This window comes from Chloracidobacterium sp. (genome assembly GCA_015075585.1).
Classification (GTDB): domain Bacteria; phylum Acidobacteriota; class Blastocatellia; order Pyrinomonadales; family Pyrinomonadaceae; genus OLB17.
The window spans coordinates 316,060-337,182 of sequence record JABTUB010000002.1; the positions used below are offsets into that span (position 1 = coordinate 316,060).

The following is a 21,123-nucleotide window of genomic DNA, read 5'->3' on the forward strand; positions in this document are numbered from 1 at the left end:
ATACGTTATCGCCCGGCCCGCCGCCGGCGTAAGTGTGAGTATTATAAGAGAGATCGCTGCCGCGAGGTTCGGAACCATTCAACGAACTTCGGAATGCCGTCTGCGATCTTTGTCGTGGGATTATAGCCGAGCAGCTCGCGGGCCTTTGTGATGTCGGCGTATGTACACGGCACATCGCCCGGCTGCAGCGGCTTCTGATCGATCACTGCCCGCATATCCAATGCTCTTTCGAGCAAACGAATGAGTTCTTTCAATTCAATGGTCTGCGATTCGCCAAGATTAAAGATCTCATGCATCGAGCCGCTATGATCCATTGCTGAGCGGACACCTTGAATAATGTCGTCGATGTAAGTGTAATCGCGCCGCGTGGTGCCGTCGCCGTACATTTGGATCGGCTTGCCTTCCGCGATCAGCTTTGTGAATTTGTGGATAGCAAGGTCGGGCCGCTGCCGAGCTCCATAAACCGTAAAGAACCGCAAACAGATAGTTCGAATATCGTGCAGGTGCGAATAGGTATGGCAAAGCAGTTCGCCTGCAGCTTTGGTCGCAGCATACGGCGAGATCGGCTGATGTATCCTATCCTCCTCGCTGAACGGTATTTTGCAGTTGATGCCGTAAACGCTCGAGCTGGAAGCAAATATGAACTGACGTATGCCGTGAACTCGAGCCGCTTCCAAAAGGTTCAGTGTCCCTGTGATATTGGTTTCGGCATAAAGTCGGGGCTGATCCAGGCTTGGCCTCACGCCCGCCCGGGCCGCGAGGTGTACAATTACGTCGAAACTATTCGATGCAAAAACGGTTTCGATGGCTCGCCTGTCGCGAATATCAGCTTCGATAAATCTGTGATCGGGATGCTTCAAATGCCCGGCAATGTTCGAGCGTTTTATCTCAGGTGAATAGAAATCATTAAGGTCGTCAAGAACGGTAATTGTCCAATTCCCTTCGCCGAGAAGGCGATCCACCAGATGAGACCCGATGAATCCTGCTCCGCCCGTCACCAATACGCGTCTGTTTGCCATCTTTTGAACGCTCCGAACGAGACAAAGACTGAAAGATAACACATACCAAGCAAAAGCTTGTAATCGGACCTGCGAGTTATGGTAACATAAGCACACAAATTCTCATTTCCATCAGGAGCCTGTAGTATGCCAATTTCGTTTCCCGTAGCTTTATTCAGGTTCACAGTCGCCGCAGCGGTACTTTTGCTTTGCGCATCATTCGGCATCGGCCAGAAATACGACTCGATCGAAAAAGGCCGAATGAAGGATATGCTTAAGGTCATCAAAAGTGATATCAAAAGCCACTACTTCGACCCGGAATACAAAGGCATCGACCTCGAAGCCAAGTTCCAGGCGGCAGCTGAAAAGCTGAGCGGGGCGACGTCTACCGGGCAAGCTCTCGGCATAATCGCGCAGACCGTTATTGATTTTAATGACTCGCACCTGTACTTTATTCCGCCGGCGACAAACCTGCGTGTCGATTACGGATGGCGTATGTCGTATATCGGCGACAAGTGCATCGTTACGGATGTGAAACCCGGAAGCGACGCGGAGAAAAAAGGGCTGAAACCGGGCGACGAGATCATTGCGATCAATGGCTTTCGCATCACGCGCAGTGAGCTTTGGAAGGTTCAATATTATTACAACAGGATAAGTAAAAGAGGCAGCCTTGTGTTAGCTGTCTTAAGCCCCGGAGCCTCATCCGCCCGCGATATCGAGATCGCATCCGAGGTCAAGCATCAGCCGCAAACGATCGTCGGCGATTCGCTCTTCCGATTAAATGACGATTTCTATAATGAAAAGAATGATGACCACCGCTTTGTAAAGTTGGCCGGCGGCATCACTGTATGGAAAATGCCGAGCTGGGCGTTCGACCCAAGCCTCTCGGGCAATTTGTTCTCTCGGGCTGCTAATGGCCAGTCGATCATAATGGACCTTCGCGGCAACGGCGGAGGTTATGTTGTAAATCTCGAGGATATCGCCGGCTACTTTGTCGATAAGGATACGCAGATCGCGGAACTTAAAGGCCGCAAAAAGATGGATCCGCAGGTCGCAAAGACGAAGGGCAGCAAGGTATTTCCCGGCAAACTGGTGATCCTGCTTGACAGTCGTTCAGGGTCGGCGTCGGAGATATTTGCCAGATTTATGCAGCTTCAAAAACGTGCAACTGTCATCGGCGACGTTTCCGCGGGCGCAGTAATGCAGTCAATGACATACGACCATGACATTGGCGGCGGCAGCTATGTTCTCTTCGCGGTCAGCGTTACCAATGCTGACGTTATCATGAGCGACGGAAAGAGCCTCGAGCATGTAGGCGTCATTCCGGATGAACTCGTGCTCCCTACACCTGCTGATGTTGCCGCGGGACGCGATGTTGTGATGGAGCGTGCTGTCGAACTGCTCGGCGGCAAGGTCGATCCGGCGGAAGCCGGTAAATGGTTCCCGTACTTCTGGAAAACCAAGTAATACCACGGCCGTGTCGGATCACTTCGGAGCAGGCGGCGGCCGAACATAGCTTATCTCAGCGAACAGCGACGGCAGACCGAACTTTTGACAGTTCGGCTGCCTTTTTTCATATTCTATTCGAGATAACTTTACGGCCGCGTCGAGCAAAGTTCGCGTCGTACCTTGTCAGTGCCGAGAGCGGTTCAATATAATCGTAACAGGCCGCATGTTCGGCCTGACGGACGGGAAACTTGAAAACGGATCTGAAACGAGAAGTATTGTCAGCGGCAGGCAGGCCATTCGCCATTGTCTCAACTCGCTGGCATTCTGAATTCACTTCAAGGCTTGTCGCGGGTGCCCGCAAAGCTCTGCTCGATAGCGGCGTAAGCGAAGCGGACATTCACGAGTATCAAGTGCCCGGCACATTTGAGCTTCCGCTCGCCTGCCAACAGGCTGCATCCACAAAACAATTTGATGCTGTCATCGCACTCGGTGTCGTTATCCGCGGCGATACGCCGCACTTTGAATACGTTGCCGGCGAGGCCGCTTCGGGCATAATGCGTGCAGGGCTTGATACCGGCGTTCCTGTGCTGTTCGGCGTTATTACCGCCGACACGCGTGAACAGGCCGAGGCTCGCTGCCGACCGGGCGAAGACAATAAAGGCTGCGAAGCAGCTCTTTCTGCGATCGAGATGGCCGCGACTATCGAACAGATCAAGAACAAGAAGGGAGGGTCGGCAAAAACCAGTGTCGTCTGAACTTAACGATAAGAGTACCGGAACACGGCATAAGGCCCGCGAAGCAGCCTTACAAATGCTGTTCGCCGTCGATATGTCGCCTGAAGATCCCGAGGTGCTGACGCACAACTATTGGAGCGAATTGGGCGATGAGGCCATTGATGAGCGGACACGCGATTTTGCAAACAGCCTCGTCAAGGGAACGCTTAAAAACATCTCTTCGATAGACGACTGCATCAAAGTTCGCGCGGAGCATTGGCGGATCGAACGAATGGCGATAGTTGACCGCAATGTGCTGAGGCTCGCGGTCTTTGAGTTCCTTTATTTTGATACGCCCGAAACTGTTTCGATCAATGAGGCGCTTGAACTTGCACGCAAATTCTCTTCTTACGAGGCCACGCAGTTCATCAACGGTGTGCTCGATGCTATACGGCAGGACGTTGCGGTACGTTCGTCCGACAATGCGGGCGAGCCTATCTCATCATCAACTTCGGCTAATTAGGCTTTTTCTTAGCGCCGCCCTCCTTTTCACGGCGGTTGCGACGGCCGCCGCACAGGCGTATCCGTCGAAGATACGCGGCTATAAGGTTTACAACGCAGACGTTCGTGTACGCTCCGCCGATCCGGCGAGCAAAGGCAGCGGTAATGATGCCGAACTGCGCCTCACGCCGCTCCGCGTTATCGATATCGGCATCACCGGAATTACGGTCGCCGCCGGCGGCACCATCTACGGCAATGAGCACAGCGGCAAGATCCACTTTCTCACATTCGAGAATTTCCGGATAAACGGCATTCCCGTCGAGATCGACGAATACACGACGCAGTTCTCATTCTCAAAAGGAGCGGCTGTCGATCTGCCCGTGCCTGCACATATCTTTATCAACACGATCAGCCTTGCAAAGGCTGTAAAGAGCGAACTTTTTGACCGCAAGGATCGCTGGCATATCGACGGAACAGTTTTTGTCTTCGGCAAATTCAAACGTTTCGGCATCGGTTTCAAGCGCGTTGTGCCGGTCCGCATCGATATTGAGATTGACAATCCGCTACGATAGCCGCAGGGCTATTTATTTCCTTTCATATCAGCTAGAATGGAGGTTTGACCGAGGAATTTTATTTTAGAAATGAGTAACAGCACACCCGATCTTAGCGCGTTCTTAAAAGAAAGTTTTGGATCCAACTCCACCTATGTCGAAGGCCTTTTGGCCCGTTATAGGCAAGATCCGCGGCTCGTTGACGAGTCGTGGCAGACGTATTTTGCTGAGCTTTTAAGCTCTGGCACAGCCTCGGTCGAAGACACGCGGCCGGCTGCAACGCCCGTCGCGGCGGTATCAACTCCTATTGAAGCAAGGAAAGAACCGGTCGTCGTCCTGTCGCCTGACACAGAACCGAAAACCATCACCGGCCCGGCGAAAAAGATCGTCGAGAATATGGAGATGAGCCTCACGGTCCCGACAGCGACAAGCTTCCGCAGTATCCCCGTAAAACTGCTCGAAGAGAATCGCCGCGTCATCAACGAACACCTGGCATCCCGCGGACGCGGCAAAGCCTCGTTCACGCACATCATCGCGTGGGCAATAGTTCAGGCTGCCAAGGCGTATCCGCACATGAATTTCGGCTTCGGAGTGGTCAACGGAGTGCCCTCGCGGCTTGAACATGAGCATATAAACCTCGGCATCGCTATTGATATCGAGAAAAAGGACGGCTCTCGCAACCTGCTTGTTCCGAACATAAAGAACGCCGATACAATGAATTTCGTCGAGTTCTTTGACGCATACAATGGTCAGGTAAAAAAGGCACGCGAGGCAAAGCTGGAGATCGCCGATTTTCAGGGCACAACGATCTCGCTGACCAATCCCGGCACTATCGGCACGGTCGCGTCGAACCCGCGTCTGATGGCGGGCCAAAGTGCGATCATTGCCACGGGTGCCATAGAATATCCGCCGGAATATCAGGCGATGACGCCTGCCGCGCTGTCGATGATCGGTATCAGCAAGGTCGTTACCGTTACATCGACCTACGATCATCGCGTGATCCAAGGTGCCGAAAGCGGGCTTTTCCTTGCACGCATAAACGAGCTGATAAAGGGCCAGCACGGCTTTTATGACGAGATATTTGCGGCTTTGGAGATCAACTATCCGCCGCTTCGCTGGGCCGAGGACCGCAACCCGACCCTATTCGGACGCGACGATGAGCAGGCCGAAAAGCAGGCGAACGTGCTGCAGCTGATCGACGCATACCGGGTTCGCGGCCATTTGCTCGCCGACACCGATCCGCTGAACATGACCTCGCATCACGTATCTGAGCTTGATCTCGAGAACTTCGGCCTAACTATTTGGGACCTTGACCGCGAGTTCATCGCTGGCGGACTGCACGGCGAAAAGACCGCAACGCTGCGTCATATCCTTTACATTCTCAGAAAAGCATACTGCGGAAAGGTCGGCACGGAATATCGACATATCCAGAACGAAACGGAGAAGGAATGGATACGCGCACGCATCCGCGAACACTTTGTCGATACGCAGCCGCTGCCTGCCGAAACAAAGAAAGACCTGCTGCAGAAGCTTATCGAGGCGGAGCAGTTCGAGCACTTCCTGCATAAGAAGTATCTCGGTCAAAAACGATTCTCGCTCGAAGGCTGTGAGACCGTAATCCCGATGCTCGATCAGCTTGTCGAAACGGCCGCCGCTCGCGGTGTCGATGAGATATTTATGGGTATGGCTCACCGCGGCCGGCTCAACGTCCTTTCGAACATCATCGGAAACGCTGACACAGGCGACATGGCGGAACGCATCTTTACTGTATTCGAGGGCACATCGCATCCGAGTTTTCCTGCCGATGAAGGCGACGTAAAATACCACCAAGGAGCGGAAGGCCGGCGCAAGACGCGATCGGGACGTGAGATCGCACTTCACCTTGCATCAAACCCGAGTCATCTTGAGACCGTCAATCCTGTGGTCGAGGGAATGACGCGCGCCCGGCAGGATGAGCTTCGCAATGGCGAACAGCGAACGCGCGAAGAGGTCTATGCCCGTATCTTACCCGTTCTTCTGCACGGTGATGCTGCATTCGCGGGCCAAGGCGTCGTGATGGAAACGCTCCAACTCGCCAGCCTTCCGGGCTACCGTACGGGCGGAACGATCCATATCGTCATCAACAATCAGATCGGCTTTACTACGTCCGCCGAATTCGGCCGCTCATCGATCTACTCGACCGACGCCGCTCATATTACACAGACGCCGATCTTTCACATTAACGGCGATGACCCCGAAGCCGCTCATCGCGTGATACAGATAGCGCTCGAGTATCGCCATCAGTTCAATAAGGACGTCGTACTCGATCTGGTCGGCTTCCGCAGGCTGGGGCACAACGAAGGCGATGAGCCGAGCTATACCCAGCCTGTTATGTATGCACGCGTTAAGGCGCATCCCGGCTCGCAGCACCTTTATGCGCGGCTTCTGATCCGCGAAGGCGTCATTACCGAAGAAGAACTCGAAGCAATGACGAAAAGGACCGTCGATAAATACGAACGCATCCTTGCGAGTGCAAAGGCCATTGCCGCTGAGAATCCCGCACGTGCCGTACTTGCCCCGCCGATCGTTGACGAGGACGGTTCCGAGATCATGGACACTTCGGCTGATGCGGGCATCTTGAAGACCGTTTCAGACAAGGTGTCGCTTGTTCCGGAAGGCTTCCATATCAACCCGAAGATGGTAGGCCAATTGGCACGCCGTGCAAAGATGGGTGACGGCGAAGTGCCGATGGATTGGGGTTTTGCAGAGGCTTTGGCATTCGGCTCGCTCGTCGTCGAGGGTTTTCCTGTTCGTATCAGCGGGCAGGACTCGGGCCGCGGAACCTTCTCACAGCGGCACGCCTCGATGTATGACCTTCTTACGGGCGAGCGTTGGACGCCGCTTTCCGAGCTTAAGAATGAACAAAATCCGGCGGCACGCTTCTATGTATTCGACAGCAGCCTTAGCGAATACGGCGTTCTCGGCTTTGAATACGGCTATTCGGTCATCAGCCATAAGGAGTTGGTCGCGTGGGAAGCTCAATTCGGCGATTTTTCGAACGGCGGCCAGATCGTTATCGATCAGTACATCTCTTCGAGCGAGGACAAGTGGAAGCAGACAAGCCCGCTTGTAATGCTCCTGCCTCACGGTTTCGAGGGGCAAGGGCCTGAGCACTCATCGGCGAGGTTGGAGCGCTACCTGCAGCTCTGTGCGGAGAACAATATGCAGGTCTGCTATCCGACGACGCCTGCTCAGTACTTCCATCTTCTCCGCCGCCAGATCAAACAGGATATCGTGCGGCCGCTTATCGTGATGACGCCGAAGAGCTTGCTGAGACTGCCGGCTGCAACCTCCGAAATGAGCGAGCTGACGAGCGGCGGCTTCCGGCCGGTGATCGACGATGCTCGTATCACAGATAAGGCGGCCGTAAGGCGTATCGCCTTGTGCAGCGGCAAGGTCTTTTATGACCTCGACGCAACGCGGCATGGCGAATCGGCCGCACATACTTCGCTTGATGTTGCCGTCATTCGGCTCGAACAGTTCTATCCTTTTCCCGGCAAGCTCCTGCAGGCGATCCTTGCAGAATACCAGAATGCAGCCGAGATCGTTTGGACGCAGGAAGAGCCGCAAAATATGGGCGGCTGGGCGTTCGTGGAGCCGCGGTTGCGTGCGATCCTGCCGCAGGGGATCACGCTTCGGTATGTCGGCCGGACGCCGTCGGCGTCTCCTTCGACCGGCAACTACGCGATCCATCATCTGGAACAAGTTGAGCTGATCGAGGATACTTTCGGAATGGAAGCTCACGGCTCGGGGGCAGCAGCGTCCGAATCGCACTGACGATCAGATCTCAACGACTGACCGTAATTGATCGAACATGAAGAAACTTGCAGCACTTATCGCCGTTCTCGTTGTCGGAACATTTACATTCATCCTCGCTTGCCAGCCGAAAGCCGCGGTGAACGCGGAAACCGCGACGGCAGCAGCGGCGGAGCCTGAACCGACGCCGCCGGCCGTCACAAACAATGAGCCGATAACTATCGCTGCGGTCGGCGATATTATGATGGGTTCACCGTTCCCGAATGATTCGCGAATGCCGCCAAACGACGGAGCCGATCTTTTCAAGGAAGTTACGCCGATCCTGTCAGCGGCTGACATTGCCTTTGGCAATCTTGAAGGGCCGATCATCGACAATGGCGTGTCAGCAAAATGCCCTCCGCGCTCGACACGCTGCTTTGCATTCCGTATGCCGACGCGTTACGGCAAATACCTTAAGAACGCAGGGTTTGACGTGATGAGCGTGGCAAACAACCATGCCGGCGATTTTGGCGAGGCCGGCCGTGCCAGCACTCAAAAAGTGCTTACGGAACAGGGCATCAAGTACGCCGGCAGCCTTCAGCCTGCTGCGGTAACAGCATTTCTCGATGTAAAAGGTAAGAAGGTCGGCTTTATCGCCTTTGGCCACAACAATGGCATGCCGAGCATCAACGACCTCGATAACGCCCGAAAGCTGGTCGCCGACCTTAAGAAGCGATCGAACATCGTGATCGTCTCGTTCCATGGCGGAGGCGAAGGCACCGACCGCCAGCACGTTCCCAACGGAACGGAGATATTCTTGGGCGAGAATCGCGGCAACCTGCGTGCGTTTACCCATACGGTAGTGGATGCGGGTGCCGACATAGTCCTCGGCCACGGGCCGCATGTGATGCGCGGTATGGAGCTGTACAACGACCGTCTGATCGTTTATTCGATGGGCAATTTCTGCACCTACGGCTGGTTCGGCCTCGCCGCTGAAACAGCCTTGGGCAAGATCGTCGAGGCAAAGATCGCCGCGGACGGCAAGTTCATCTCAGGCAAGATAAACGCGACAAAACAAGAGGGCCGCGGCGGCCCGCTGCTCGACAGCGCGGGCACGGCCATCCGCGTCGTCCGCAACCTTTCTACAGCCGACTTCGGCGCCAACGCACCAAAGATCGCCGACGACGGCACCTTTACCAAAGAGTGATGCCTACTTCTTCCGATCCTTTTCGATGTACTTGATGATGTCGGCGGCGCGGTTGCGGGCCATTAGCGGTATGCGTTCGTCGGCCGCGAGTTCACGCAGGAAAGGTATGATATGCGGCGGGTCTGAGACCTCGCCGCGTTTTACGAGGCTCTCGAACGAAGTCATAAGCCCCGGTGCGAGCAGCGGCTGATTCTCACGCGAGGAATCGATCTCGAACCGCCAGATGTATTCGCTGCCGATGCGCCGATATTCATCCAAAAGGAACATCGCATCCTTATTCTCGGTCCAGTTAAAGATCGCGGTGCGCGAACGCCCGCTTTTTGTGAGCGTGAGGCTTATGTTGCCGAGGTGCGAGTAGTCCCGCGGTGTTTGATAATTTGCGGATGAATTCAGAAAATCCAATGCCTCAAAAGCTCCCCGCAGGCGCTCCATCGTAACCGCTGAAAGCTCTACGGGATCGGTTATATCCTCGCCAATGTTCTCTTTTCTAAAAGTGATGCTGCCCTTGCCCGCTTCATCGTGTTCGATATGTACGAAGTCAACCCCGAAGCCGGGCCGCTTGAATTCATAAACATACTCGGGCGTGAACTTTGACTCCTTTATCGGCGGAGCGACGGTGCTCGGCCGTTCATTCTTCTTCGGCTCAGGTATCGGGGCAGGCACGGGCGACGCCGTTGGCTCCGCAGTGGCCGCAGGTTTGACCGGCGGCTTTTTAACAATATGCTTGCGCTTCTGCCCGAGGCCGAGCGTCGCCGTCGTGATCAAAAGCACCGCCGCAACGGACAGCTTGCATACGGCGGACATAGATGAATGACGCATCGGGAATTATGATGTTCTGCGGACGCTGTGCGGTTGCAGCAGCTACTCGAATTTGACCGAGACTATCTTCGAAACGCCCGGCTCCTGCATCGTTACGCCGTAGAGAGCCTTTGCCGCTTCCATCGTACGTTTATTGTGCGTGATGACGATGAACTGCGTCTTCTCGGACATATCAGCGATCTTTGCGGCAAACCGCCCGACGTTGGCGTCGTCAAGCGGCGCATCAACCTCGTCAAGCAGACAGAACGGCGACGGGCGATATTTGAAAATGGCCATCACAAGAGCGATCGCCGTCATTGCCTTTTCGCCGCCCGAAAGCAAGAGGATGTTTTGCAGACGCTTGCCGGGCGGCTGAGCGACCACCTCGATGCCGGCGTCAAGCACATCCTCGGCGTCCAGCAGCGTCATCTGGCCTTGTCCGCCGCCGAACAGCTCATGGAAGAACTCGGTGAAATTCGCATTGATCGCCTCGAACGCATCACGAAAACGTGCACGCGAACGCTCCTTTATCTCACGAAGAGCCGCTTCCGTCGCCGCGATGCTGTCAACGATGTCGGTACGCTGAGTTTCGAGAAAGATGAAGCGCTCTTCAGCTTCGCCAAGCTCTTCGAGAGCAAGCATATTTATCGCACCGAAATTCTCAAGCCGTTCACGCAGCGAATGAGCCGATGATCGCGCCGCCTCAAGATCAAAATCTTCGATAGGCTCGCTTCCTGCGATCAGCTCCGAGAGCGCAGTGTTAAGCTCCTGCTGGCAATTTTCAGCGATATTTTTAAGTTCGGTAACGGCCTCGGCCTGATGTATCTCGACCGCCGCGCGTTCGTTGCGTGCTTCGCCCAAACGGCGGTTGATCTCAGCCAACGCCTCACTCATTGCGTCGGCATTAGCACGCTGCTCGGCCAATGAGTTCATTGCGGCGGCAAGGGCAGAGCTTTCACGCTCGACCTCGGCACCCGCACCGGCGATCCTGTCCGTGATCACCGCGATCGAGGTGTGAAGATCACGCACCTTCTGCTCGGCCTCAGACAGTTCGACGCCAAGAGCTGTATGCCGCGATCTCAGCTCCTTTGATTCATTCTCGACCCGCCGCAAAGCGTTCTGAGCGCTTCGGCGGCGCTCGCCCGATGTCGCGGCGGCAAGCCGTTTATCGTTCAAAACAAAGGCCGCTTCCTCGACCGTCGAGCGAACTGATGCCAACTGTGTGCCGATCCGGGCAAGTCTTTCGGTCGATTCGATGCGGGCCGTCTCTGCCGCGGCTTTGTTGCCTTGAGCGTCTTCGAGCAGCACTCGAACCTCGGCTATCTCGGCGGCCGTTTGACGGGCTTCTTCACCGACGACACGGCGGTGCCGCTCGGCACGTTCGATCTCTTCGCGAGCAGAATGGTGCTGTATCTGCAGGCCGTGAACGCCGCGATCGACCTTTATTATCAGCGATTGAAGATCGACCATCCTGCCCTCATTCTCGGTAAGCACCAGCCGCGCATTATCGACCGCGGTGCGTGCCGTCTCGATGTCCTGAGCAAGTTTTCCGACCTCGCGTTCAAGGCCGTTAAGCTCGCGTTTGAACGCAAGCAGCGACTCATTCGGGCCGCCGGCCGCACGCTTTCCGCCACCGACGAACATCCTGCCCGCGATCAGCATATTACCGTCGCGGTCGATCACGAGTTCGCCTTTCGGAGCACTATCAAGATCGTCAACCAGTCGTGCGGACATCTCACGCGGAAAGACCTCGGCCAGTGCCGCGGCGACCTCGCCATCGACACCGAGATGATCGCGAATGGTGTTGCCGCCCCTATTCACAATACCGTCTGAGACGGCGGCTTTCGGAATTATGAGCATCGCCGTCCTGCCAATGCCGTTCTCGCTGAGCCACGCTGAAAGCTTCTTTGCATCTGCAACCGAGCCTACAACAACGGACTGAAGATACTCGCCAAAGGCGGATTCAACCGCCCTTTCCGCCGTTTCGGATACGTTGAGCCGGTCGGCCAGGACACCGCCAAGCTCGATGCCGATCGAACTCTGCTTTGCAAATATCTTCTGCACCTGCGGCGTATATACCGCACGCTTCTCTTCAAGCTCGCTGAGCGTTGTGAGCCTGTGCCGTTTCGCCGAATATTCGTCCGTGAGTTCGCCTAGCCGCCGCTCTTTCCTGCGAAGTTCATCAAGCGAAGATGCTGTAACGGCAAGTAGTTCTTCCCTTTCTCTATTAAGCTCGCTGAGCTTTTGCTCTTCAGCCGCGACCGTTTTTGCAAGCTCGGCGGCCTGACGCTCATTTTCGCTGAAGGACTCATCGGCGCGGCGGGCCTCGCCCTCGAGCCCCGATGAACGCTGTGTCAGGCGTTCAAGATTGATCGACAACTGACGTCCTATCTCGCCGAACCGTTCAAGTGCTGCCGTGTGCTGCAAAAGGTCTGCCCTTTCGGTCTCGATCTGCTTCTCGACATCGCCCAATGCAAGGCTGCGCTCGGCGTACGCCGCCTCGGCAGCACCCAATTCCGTTTCCGCTTCGGCAAATGCAGCAGCCTCTTTTTCGTCGTCCTCACGAAGCCGTATCAGCTCGCCCTCGAGCATTTCGAGCCGGCCGCCGCTGGCCGCTATCTCGCTTTTGAGTGTATCGATACGGGCGTTGAGATTGACGACCTGTTCGCTCTTGTAAAGATGTTCGCGTTCGGCCCTGTCGCGTTCCAATGCGTTATCGGCATGGATGCGGCGAAGTTCTGAAAGGCCTTCTTCCGCAGCACGTGCGGCAGCGGTCGCATCGCGGGCAGCGGCTTCGCTTGCCGAAAGCTCGGTATGAAGTTCCGCTTCGAGGTGTGAAGCCTTTTCAGCCTCAGCCTTCATCTGTTCGGAAAGCGTGGAGTAGTAACGGCCCTCTTCTGCGTACAGCTGCCGCAAAAGCACGCGAAACTCTTCCTGAAGAACCTTAAAACGACGCGTTTTAGCAGCCTGCCGACGCAGCGAGTTGACCTGCTTATCGACCTCGGAAATGATATCAGTAACGCGGCCGAGGTTGGATCTCGCATTATCCAGCCGCGTTTCGGCCGCACGCTGCCGTGTGCGGAATTTCGATATGCCGGCCGCCTCTTCGATCAGATTTCGCCGGTCGGCGGGCTTCGATGAAAGTATCTGGCCGATACGGCCTTGCTCAATGATCGCGTAGTGCGAACCGGAAAGGCCCGTGCCGGCAAAGAGGTCTGAGATATCGCGGAGCCGGCACGTCTTGCCGTTCAGCAGGTATTCGCTCTCGCCGGAAAGATAGAGCCGCCGCGTAACAGAAACGGCTTCGCCGGGTGCAAAATCTAGGGCAAAGGAACGCGGCCGCCAGCGGCGCTTCGTTTTAACTTTTGTTTCAATGATCTGTGCTGAGCCGACCTGTGCAGCCTTGACACTCTCGACAGCTATGTCAGCCGCGTCTCCGAACGGCGACACCGCTACCGCATCGAGCGCTTCGTCCCGTTCGGGTTCGATCGCTTCGATGAGATCCATATCAACAGCGCTCTCGTCGATCCCGCTCAATGCCTCGTCTATATTCTCAAGATCGCTTTCATCGCTGAACTCGACGGTGTCGTCGAGCACCATGTGGAGGACGACCTCGGCCATCCCGCCGGGCTTTCGATCCCGCGTTCCGGCAAAGACGACATCTTTCATCTCGCCGCCGCGCAGCGATTTTGCACGCTGTTCGCCAAGCACCCATGCGATCGCATCGGCGACGTTCGACTTGCCGCAGCCGTTCGGCCCGACAACGCCCGTAATGCCGCTGCCGGTGAATACGATCTCAGTGTGATCGGCGAAAGACTTAAAGCCAGTAATTTCGAGACGTGAAAGCTTGAACATCCCTATCTAGTGCCGTTTTTTTAAGAGGCACTATATTTTGTGGCAATTACGGCTTTAAGTCAACCTATATCAGCTCGTCCGCAACGTTTCTGGTGCCTTGCTTTTCAGCCTTCTCTTGGTCAAGTTCGGTCAGAATATCGAGCAGGAAATTTGTATTGCTGGTGATATTTATCACTATCGGAAAGTCTTGCTCGGACGCGGTGAACTCGAATGTCCCTTCCGCGATATCGACGATCTCGCGGAATGCCTTGGCTCCATTCGTACCGTTGCACTCGGCATCGACGATCTTTCCGCCGTTGAATGCTACATTGGCAAGATGAAGATCTGACTTGATTACCAGAAGGCCCGTCATCTTTGCTCCCTCAACTACTTGGACGGCATCAAAGATGGAAACGAATGAAAGGTCGCCTGCCAGCGTAACGTCGTTCCTGACCTTATTCGCTGAGCGATCGCGGCGAACGGCGAGATCCGGTCTTCGTGCCCTTCGGATCGCTTCAAGCCCCGGAGCTACCGAGATGCGCGGATCGAGAAGCTTCGCCTCCTGCAGGCGATCATAGGCAAGATCCAAATTATCGCGTGCGATATAGAGGCTGACGAGGGCCAGACATTGGCGTGCGGCCTCGTTCAAGTTCTTCTCCCGCACGGCTACATCCCGCATCTTCTCGCGAAGATCGATCGAACGCGGGCTTCGCTCGATCGCCGTCCGGAGCAGCTCGAACGCCTTATCCGGAGAACTGTACTTTACGAAAAGGTCGGCGTCGAGCAGCACGGATTCAATGGAGGTCTCAGAAACGGGAACGGACGGCTCAGGAAGGATTCGGCTCATAGAAAGAAACAAACTTGTTCAACAATGAGAGTACCACAGATCGCGGCTATTAACCACAGATTTTTTCCGGCTCGCCCGCAAAAGAAAGGCCGCCTCGAAAGGCGGCCTAACAGCAACGATCAGATCATCGGCTAGAAATCGAACCTGAATCCTATCCGTATCTGACGCTGATTATAGGTGCGTGTCGGGACAAGGAATTTGTCGTAATCAGCCGGGGCAATGGCAAGATTGATAAATGCCGAGCCATAGCTGAAGATCGCACTATTGAATATGTTAGTAACCTCAACAACCGGGCGGAAGCGGAAGCGATCCTTAAAGCGCCATTCACGTGTAACACTGATGTTGAAGTTATAAAAGGACGGGCCTGTACCCGCATTTCTGGGAACGTTGCCGCTTCGCGCGCCGATCGGCGGAAGCGAAAATTGGCTAAGCAGCGAGGTCGGGATCGGCGAGCCGGGACGCCGCCAAACGATATCGCTCAGATTGCCGCTGAAATTTACGCGATCGGTACTGACATCGTCAAGATTGCGATCGACACCGCCCGCACTCAGGTTGAACGGAGCCGCGGAGCCCCAGCGGAACAGCGGTGAGAACCTCAGTTTGCCCAACCACCAAGGCGTATCGAATACACCTGTAACAGCGATGCGGTGGCGCCTGTCCTGCGTGTTGCGGGCCCATTCGCGGCCAAAATCACCGTTGATCTCTGCGTTGGAGGTATTGTTCAAACCGTCATCCTTTGTACTCGAAAGAGTGTAGGCAAAGCGGAATGACGAGCCGAAGCCGCGTCCGAGCTTGCGGTAACGGCTGCGAAGCTCAAGGATCAACCCTTTATAGAATGCGTTGCCTATCGAGCCGATGCGCGAAGTTTCCTGCACCGTCGGATCAGGGCGGAACTGCGCGATTGCCGCGGTCGCAATACCGATCGGGGCACCGGTCGCATTATTGTTCTGTCCGATCACGGCAACGGCGGGTGCGGTCGAACTTGAGTTAGTCGTGTTCAAGTTGACGTAGCAGTTCGTTGTGGTCGTATTGCAGTTCGACGTGCTGGTCGGCGAGCCTGCGTGAAGGCCGCTGGTATCATTCGTCGGCCCAAGGAAAAATGTGTATTGCCGCGAAGGCGACAATTGATACGGGTTAGCGAGCAGCCATGCCGTCCAATCACTGAATCCGCCCGGAAGGCGAGGGGCATTCGGGTTCCAGTCGCGCCAGAGGCGAACCGTCTTATTCACTGTAAAGTTCGCTTCAAAAACCCAATTCCTGATGATCTCACGTTCAAATCCGATATTGAACTGATAGCTTTCCGGTATCTTGAGGTCAGGCTCGACCGATCGAAGCGGATTGCCTGCGCTCGATACGTTCCCTACGGTAAAGCCGGTGTTCGAATTACACGGCCCGAGCGGCGAAACAACTGTCGCACACGCCGCCGTAACAAGAGAACGGAGTTCATCAGCCGTCGGGTATGTTCCCGGAAAATTAGTGGACAGGGCCGCCAGGATCGCAACACGGCGGGAATCCGTTGCAGATGTTCCGATCTTGTTCGTGTCAAAGTTAACCAGTGTTCCGGCGGTATTTTGAATGGAATCGCCCACCGTCCTAAGCAGAACGCGATTGTAAAACATACCCGCGCCGAAACGGATCACGCCGCGTCCGCTCTTGAACGGATTCCATGAAATACCGATACGCGGGCCCCAGTTGTTGTTATCCTTGACAGCCGTCTCACGCTCATAGCGAAGCCCGGCGCTCATGGTTACTTTATTGAAGAGCTGCACCTGATCGTTAAAGAAGAATCCCATATATGTATTCTTCACATCCTGAGCGGTGCCGAAATTCTGACGAAATCGGTTAAGTTTGTTGTTGGCAAAATCGAGTGAGCTGCCAAAGTTGAATGTGCCTGTCGCATCGCCGAGATTCGTTACATGCGAATTAACGTTCTGGAAGTCAACACCCATCTTAAGGGTGTGACTGCCCGCAACGTAGGTGAATGAATCTTGAAGCTGGTAGCGGACCTCGTTACGCGTATCCGGAAAGTTGCTGCCCGAACTCACCGTCGAGTTACCCATTACAAGGCTCTTTACGGTATTCGTTATCGGATCGCGATAACTAACGATCACGACCGGATCGAACGGATTCGGGGCCTCAAAGCTCGGTTTGTAGTCAGACCACTGAAAACGTATCTGATTTACAGCCCGTGCACCAAAGACATGGTTATCGGTGATGTTGAAGGCGTTCGTGTTGATATTCTTTGCCTGGAAAGCGTCTTCAAGGCGGTTCACCGTAACACCGCTGGTACGCTTGTTATTCTTGCGGCCGAACTGGAAGCCGACCGTCAGGTCGTTGTTCTTAAAAAGGTTGGTATCAACTCGTGCGGTCAATATATTGCTTTTGTTCGGCGTACTGTAAGTCTTGTTATATGCCGATATAAAGGCTGCCGTCGGCGGCGTTGCGGTACAAGCGGCCGGGCTTGAGTTGTCACAATACTGCGTTGTGCCTGTCGGGCTCGGCAGCGCATAACGCGGATTCGGGATAAGCGGCAGATACGCGTCGATCAGCGTAGTGTCCTCGAGTTTGTCGTATTCATAAGCGACAGCGAAGAACGTCTTATGCTTACGGCCGTCAAAGAAAAGCGGGAAAATGATCGGGCCGCTGATCGTAAAGCCGGGATTAATGTCGCGCATCGGCGGACGTGCTATCGATCTGCTGTTGTTGTACCAAGTGTTGGCGTTAAGATTCGCGTCGCGGAAAAAGCCGAAGATCCGGCCTCTGTACTTTGCACCGCCGGAACGCGTCCGCAGATTGATACGTCCGCCTGATGCACGTCCGTATTCTGCGGAGAATTGGTTCGAGATCACCTGTACTTCCGCAATGCCTTCGAGCGACGGCTGGAAACGGTCGCGTGATGAGCGGTCATCGTTATTATCAAGGCCGTCAATAGTAATGTTATTTGAGTAGGCCGTGCCGCCCGAGATCGAGAAGTTGCCCTGTTCGAGCGGTGCTCCGCTCGGCGCCTGCAACCGATCATCGGCGAGGCCGTTGGTCGAAAGCTGCTCTTCCGAAGTTCCGCCGAGTGTCAAGACGAGGTCGAGTGCATTGCGGTCTGTATTCGGCAGCTCTTCTATCTCCTGCGACGTGATAGTGCCGCCGACCGTTGTTCGGGTTTCGTCCACTACAGGAGTGTCATCCTCGGTTACGGTAACGGTTTGTTCGGCGGTTATGGCTGCGGGTTCGAGCTTGAAATCTTTGACGAGGTTATCGGCGGAAACGGCGATTATCTGCGGCGTGATCTGTGAGCCGAAACCGCTTGCCGAGGCTTCGATCGTGTAGGTGCCCGGCCTCAGTTTCAGAAACCGGTAGCGTCCTTCGGCGTCGGTAACCACCGTACGCTTTGAACCGGTAATAGTCTCTGTAGCGGTAATTGCAGCACCGACCACAGGAAGCCCATTTGCATCGGCGGCCTTGCCGCTGATCGTAACGTCATCGAGATCTTGCCCGAGGACACTAAAAGAACACACAGCCAACATCACCGCGAAGACCGCGATGAACGGGGCAACTTTTCTGATCATAAACGCACTCCTGATAGTTAAAGACGAAATGTTTTGACATCGTACCGAAATTTCCGGCCATTCGCAATGCAAGAGTTTAGCAAAGCCCCTTCGGAAAAGCGGTCGCCGCGGGCGATAATGTTATCAGTGCAGGTTCATTGTAAAGACATTTCCTGCAGGCTATAATCCAACAAAGTTTCGGCATATGGTGAATACCGCGACAAAACGATCAAAATTTACAGAACGCATAAATTCGTTCGTCGCATCGGATGCTCCGATCCGCAAGCTTGCGGGCACATGGTCAAAACGCGCAAGAAATGCGATGGACGAGGCAAACAGCCTCTCGCTCGAAAGGGTTGCGATCACGCTCAAGCAACTGCCTCGAAAACTAAACGGCTTCAGGATAGTTCAGCTCTCGGATATTCATCACAGCCCTCTCACGCCGCTCGCGCACGTCGAACGCGCGGTTAAGATCGTCAACAGACTGAAACCCGGGCTTGTTGTCCTGACGGGCGATTATGTCTCGCACGAAACCGAATACATCGCTCCTGTCGCCGAAACGCTCGCTAAGTTGCGGGCGGCATACGGCACATACGCCTGTCTCGGCAATCATGACCACTGGACGGACGCCGGCCTCGTTACCCACCTTTTTCGCGGCGAAGGCATCAATATGCTCGTGAATGAAGGCCTTCGCATCGAGGCTCGCGGTGTAGGGTTTTGGCTATGCGGTGTTGATGACTATATGGTCGGTAAAACCGATGTTGCAGCGGCACTGCGAGGCTCCTATCCGGATGAGGTCAAGATATTGCTCGCTCATAATCCGCTTATCTTCCGCGAGGCGGCCAAACTCGGCGTTGACCTTACACTCAGCGGACATACCCACGGTGGGCAGGTGAAGCTTCGCGATGACGAAAAACGCCTGTGGCCTTCGCGACGGCTGAAAGCCGGACTGCACCGGCGCCGAAATTCACAAGTTTATATCACGCGCGGCATCGGCACGGTCGTGTTGCCCGTTCGTTATCAATGCCCTCCCGAGATCACCGTCTTAGAACTTCGCTGCCCTGTATGAACAGCGTCCTGACCTTCGCCAACATACTCACTTTCTTGCGGATCGTGCTGGTACCGATCTTCGCGATGCTGATGGTCTATCGCCATTATGATTGGGCGCTTGCGGCATTTGCCGTTGCCGGTATTTCCGATGGCATAGACGGCTTTGTAGCCCGGCATTTCAAGCAGGAAAGTGAGCTCGGCACGGTGATCGATCCGATAGCGGATAAGCTGCTGATGACAACTGCATTCATCATCCTTTCGGTTCCCGGTGTCTTTGATTCGCCGCCGCCGAGGCACTTGCCGGTCGAACCGTACGTTACGATCACGGTAATCGCACGAGACATTCTTATAGTCGCCGTCGCAGGAGCCATAAATATTATGACGGGCTTCCGGGGCTTCAAGCCTTCAAAACTCGGAAAGGCGAGCACATTCGTACAGGTCCTCGGTGTCCTGCTCATCATGATCGATGTGGTTTTCCCTCAGCTTGGTGGTTTTTATCTGCCTACCGTTTATATCACCGTCGCGTTCTTTGCCGCGGCGTCAGGCGTTCATTACATATTTCACGTTATGAAACTGATGCGCGAAGCGGACCACGAGCAGGTATGAACCGCCAACTGCGGCACACTGTCGATCTCATGACCGCGTTGAATTTGGCCGCTTTCGAACTCTCTGTCCATAGCGGCGGCGGCGAAAGATCGATACGATCTCAGGCTCGGCGGCCGATCATATCCAGCCCGACGGCGACAACAAGGATCGTCCCTTTTACGATATCCTGCATAAAATCGCGCACACCGAGCAGCGACATTCCGTTATCCAGCGTCGCCATTATCAGCGCTCCGAGGCACGCACCGAAAACGGTGCCGCGTCCGCCGATGAGCGACGCTCCGCCAATAACGCAAGCAGCGATCGCATCGAGTTCCTTTAGCGTGCCCGCATCCGGCGTCGCACTTCCGACACGCCCGGCAAAGATCATCGCGGCGAGGCCCGTTGCCGCACCGAGTACAGCAAAGACCTTCAGTACATTGAAGCGGTTATTGATGCCGGAGAGGCGTGCAGCGTCCGCATTGCCGCCGATCGCATAAAGGTAACGGCCGAAGGTCGTTGAGGTCGTAATAAAACCGCCGATCATCGCAACCGCGAGAAGTATCAGCACAGGTGTCGGAACCCCGACATAAACGCCGTTATTCTCGTACGAATTCATCACCCAGACGAATGCAATAATGGCCGCGATCGGCAGGATCGATCTGAGCAATTCGCCCTTATGATCCGCCTCGCCGAGGCCGTATATCTTTGCGCTGCGGGCGCGTCGCGTCGCCATGAACAGAACGGCCGCGATCGCCGCCGCTGCAATGATCCATCCTGCCGTTGTTCCTATGTAGCTCTGGCCGAATGCCTTGAAGGTCTCATTCGATATCGGTACGGTATTTCCGCCAAGGAGCCACTTCACCGCGCCGCGCCACGCAAGAAGGCCGCCGAGCGTTACGATGAACGCCGGGATATTCAGATATGCCGTTAATGCTCCCTGCAAAACGCCCACGCCAATGCTGACCGCTATCGTAAGGGCAATGGCCGCGGGCAAACCGTAGCCGTTAAGCAGTGCCCAAGCCGCAACTCCGCCCGCAAATCCGAGTACCGACCCGACCGAGAGATCAATATTCCCTGACACGATCACCATCAGCATACCGACCGACAGGATCCCGGTAACCGACATCTGCGTCATCAGGTTCGATAGGTTGCGCGCCGTAAGGAAGGTATTGCCCGTCGCCCAATGAAAGAAGAGCCAGATCAGCCCGAGAACGCCGAGCATGACATACGCTCGGAGCGACGATCCGCTGAGGAAATTGTTTTGTGTGTTGCTCATC

General features: G+C 55.2%; 14 protein-coding genes. 8 read left to right on the forward strand and 6 right to left on the reverse strand.

Annotated elements, in window-relative coordinates:
- Positions 1-41: 41 nt before the first annotated feature.
- Entirely contained in the window at positions 42-1,019 is a 978-nt protein-coding gene (locus HS105_10500) for a GDP-mannose 4,6-dehydratase (protein ID MBE7517023.1), read from the reverse strand.
- A 126-nt stretch (positions 1,020-1,145) separates the two neighbouring features.
- On the opposite strand from HS105_10500, the gene HS105_10505 reads away from it, so the two are divergent.
- The 6 genes from HS105_10505 to HS105_10530 all read left to right on the forward strand — a co-directional run bounded on the left by HS105_10505 (position 1,146) and on the right by HS105_10530 (position 9,193).
- On the forward strand, positions 1,146-2,465 hold the full coding sequence (locus tag HS105_10505; GenBank protein ID MBE7517024.1) for a PDZ domain-containing protein: 1,320 nt from the start codon (positions 1,146-1,148) through the stop codon (positions 2,463-2,465).
- 242 nt (positions 2,466-2,707) lie between these two features.
- Complete coding sequence (locus HS105_10510; protein ID MBE7517025.1) at positions 2,708-3,202, forward strand: 6,7-dimethyl-8-ribityllumazine synthase; 495 nt, start codon at positions 2,708-2,710, stop codon at positions 3,200-3,202.
- Between the two features lie 55 nt (positions 3,203-3,257).
- Entirely contained in the window at positions 3,258-3,683 is a 426-nt protein-coding gene (gene nusB / locus HS105_10515) for a transcription antitermination factor NusB (protein ID MBE7517026.1), read from the forward strand.
- Entirely contained in the window at positions 3,643-4,233 is a 591-nt protein-coding gene (locus HS105_10520; GenBank protein MBE7517027.1) for a hypothetical protein, read from the forward strand. The genes nusB and HS105_10520 overlap by 41 nt, the downstream gene beginning before the upstream one ends.
- Positions 4,234-4,302: 69 nt before the next feature.
- Positions 4,303-8,028: a multifunctional oxoglutarate decarboxylase/oxoglutarate dehydrogenase thiamine pyrophosphate-binding subunit/dihydrolipoyllysine-residue succinyltransferase subunit gene (locus HS105_10525; protein MBE7517028.1), complete on the forward strand. Its 3,726-nt coding sequence runs from the start codon at positions 4,303-4,305 to the stop codon at positions 8,026-8,028.
- A 37-nt stretch (positions 8,029-8,065) separates the two neighbouring features.
- Entirely contained in the window at positions 8,066-9,193 is a 1,128-nt protein-coding gene (locus HS105_10530) for a CapA family protein (protein MBE7517029.1), read from the forward strand.
- A gap of 3 nt (positions 9,194-9,196) precedes the next feature.
- Here HS105_10530 and HS105_10535 read toward each other — a convergent pair whose 3' ends face one another.
- The 4 genes from HS105_10535 to HS105_10550 form a co-directional block, all read right to left on the reverse strand.
- Positions 9,197-10,012 (reverse strand): hypothetical protein, encoded by an 816-nt coding sequence (locus HS105_10535; protein MBE7517030.1) that lies wholly within the window; start codon positions 10,010-10,012, stop codon positions 9,197-9,199.
- A 42-nt stretch (positions 10,013-10,054) separates the two neighbouring features.
- On the reverse strand, positions 10,055-13,846 hold the full coding sequence (gene smc / locus HS105_10540; protein MBE7517031.1) for a chromosome segregation protein SMC: 3,792 nt from the start codon (positions 13,844-13,846) through the stop codon (positions 10,055-10,057).
- 64 nt (positions 13,847-13,910) lie between these two features.
- Positions 13,911-14,672: a DUF4388 domain-containing protein gene (locus HS105_10545; protein ID MBE7517032.1), complete on the reverse strand. Its 762-nt coding sequence runs from the start codon at positions 14,670-14,672 to the stop codon at positions 13,911-13,913.
- 131 nt (positions 14,673-14,803) lie between these two features.
- On the reverse strand, positions 14,804-18,232 hold the full coding sequence (locus HS105_10550; protein MBE7517033.1) for a TonB-dependent receptor: 3,429 nt from the start codon (positions 18,230-18,232) through the stop codon (positions 14,804-14,806).
- 184 nt (positions 18,233-18,416) lie between these two features.
- On the opposite strand from HS105_10550, the gene HS105_10555 reads away from it, so the two are divergent.
- Positions 18,417-19,280: a metallophosphoesterase gene (locus tag HS105_10555; GenBank protein ID MBE7517034.1), complete on the forward strand. Its 864-nt coding sequence runs from the start codon at positions 18,417-18,419 to the stop codon at positions 19,278-19,280.
- Positions 19,277-19,867 carry a CDP-alcohol phosphatidyltransferase family protein gene (locus HS105_10560; protein MBE7517035.1) on the forward strand — a complete coding sequence of 197 codons (591 nt, stop codon included), beginning with the start codon at positions 19,277-19,279 and terminating at the stop codon, positions 19,865-19,867. Before HS105_10555 ends, HS105_10560 begins: the two co-directional genes overlap by 4 nt.
- 100 nt (positions 19,868-19,967) lie before the next feature.
- Here the strand turns inward: HS105_10560 and HS105_10565 are convergent, their stop codons facing one another.
- A complete protein-coding gene (locus tag HS105_10565; GenBank protein MBE7517036.1) occupies positions 19,968-21,122 on the reverse strand; it encodes a sugar ABC transporter permease in 1,155 nt (384 codons plus the stop codon).
- Between the last annotated feature and the right edge of the window lies 1 nt (position 21,123).

Bases quoted from the DNA above. Each gene is read 5' to 3' on its own strand.
- HS105_10500 (MBE7517023.1), bottom strand. From the start codon at position 1,019: ATGGCAAACAGACGCGTATTGGTGACGGGCGGAGCAGGATTCATCGGG.
- HS105_10520 (MBE7517027.1), top strand. From the start codon at position 3,643: ATGCGGGCGAGCCTATCTCATCATCAACTTCGGCTAATTAGGCTTTTT.
- smc (MBE7517031.1), bottom strand. From the start codon at position 13,846: ATGTTCAAGCTTTCACGTCTCGAAATTACTGGCTTTAAGTCTTTCGCC.
- HS105_10555 (MBE7517034.1), top strand. From the start codon at position 18,417: ATGGTGAATACCGCGACAAAACGATCAAAATTTACAGAACGCATAAAT.
- HS105_10530 (MBE7517029.1), top strand. From the start codon at position 8,066: ATGAAGAAACTTGCAGCACTTATCGCCGTTCTCGTTGTCGGAACATTT.
- HS105_10535 (MBE7517030.1), bottom strand. From the start codon at position 10,012: ATGCGTCATTCATCTATGTCCGCCGTATGCAAGCTGTCCGTTGCGGCG.
- HS105_10565 (MBE7517036.1), bottom strand. From the start codon at position 21,122: ATGAGCAACACACAAAACAATTTCCTCAGCGGATCGTCGCTCCGAGCG.
- nusB (MBE7517026.1), top strand. From the start codon at position 3,258: ATGCTGTTCGCCGTCGATATGTCGCCTGAAGATCCCGAGGTGCTGACG.
- HS105_10525 (MBE7517028.1), top strand. From the start codon at position 4,303: ATGAGTAACAGCACACCCGATCTTAGCGCGTTCTTAAAAGAAAGTTTT.
- HS105_10545 (MBE7517032.1), bottom strand. From the start codon at position 14,672: ATGAGCCGAATCCTTCCTGAGCCGTCCGTTCCCGTTTCTGAGACCTCC.
- HS105_10550 (MBE7517033.1), bottom strand. From the start codon at position 18,232: ATGATCAGAAAAGTTGCCCCGTTCATCGCGGTCTTCGCGGTGATGTTG.
- HS105_10560 (MBE7517035.1), top strand. From the start codon at position 19,277: ATGAACAGCGTCCTGACCTTCGCCAACATACTCACTTTCTTGCGGATC.
- HS105_10505 (MBE7517024.1), top strand. From the start codon at position 1,146: ATGCCAATTTCGTTTCCCGTAGCTTTATTCAGGTTCACAGTCGCCGCA.